1 protein-coding gene is annotated in these 376 nt (G+C 65.7%); it reads left to right on the top strand.

What is annotated here, in order from left to right; genetic code table 11:
- Positions 1–376: EI24 domain-containing protein (locus EN786_RS36360; protein ID WP_189524383.1), on the top strand; the 376-nt coding region annotated here is incomplete at both ends.

The raw sequence follows: 376 nt of genomic DNA, 5'->3' as shown, positions 1-376 counted from the left end.
CGGCATACCGTCCTGGGCCGGCTGGCTGGGCGGCATTGTCGCGGCCATCGCGCTGGCCTTCGGCATGGCGCTGCTTGTTGCGCCGGTCACGGCCGTCATCGCCGGCCTGTTCCTCGACGATGTCGCCGAAGTGGTCGCGCGCACCGATTACCCAGGCCACCCGGCCGGACGCGCCATGCCGGCATTGCGCTCGATGGTGCTGGCGATAAAGTTTTTCGGCGTCGTCATCCTGGGCAACATCGTGGCGCTCATGCTTCTGCTGGTGCCGGGCATCAACATCGCAGCCTTCTTCATTGTCAACGGCTACCTGCTGGGGCGCGAATTCTTCGAATTCGCCGCCATGCGCTTTCGCCCCGAGGAAGATGCGAGGGCCCTG

Origin of the sequence: Mesorhizobium sp. M4B.F.Ca.ET.143.01.1.1, assembly GCF_004792275.1 — a bacterium.
Lineage (GTDB): Bacteria > Pseudomonadota > Alphaproteobacteria > Rhizobiales > Rhizobiaceae > Mesorhizobium > Mesorhizobium abyssinicae.
The sequence above is the reverse complement of the archived record's forward strand: the minus strand, read 5'-3'. Positions and strand labels throughout refer to the sequence as shown.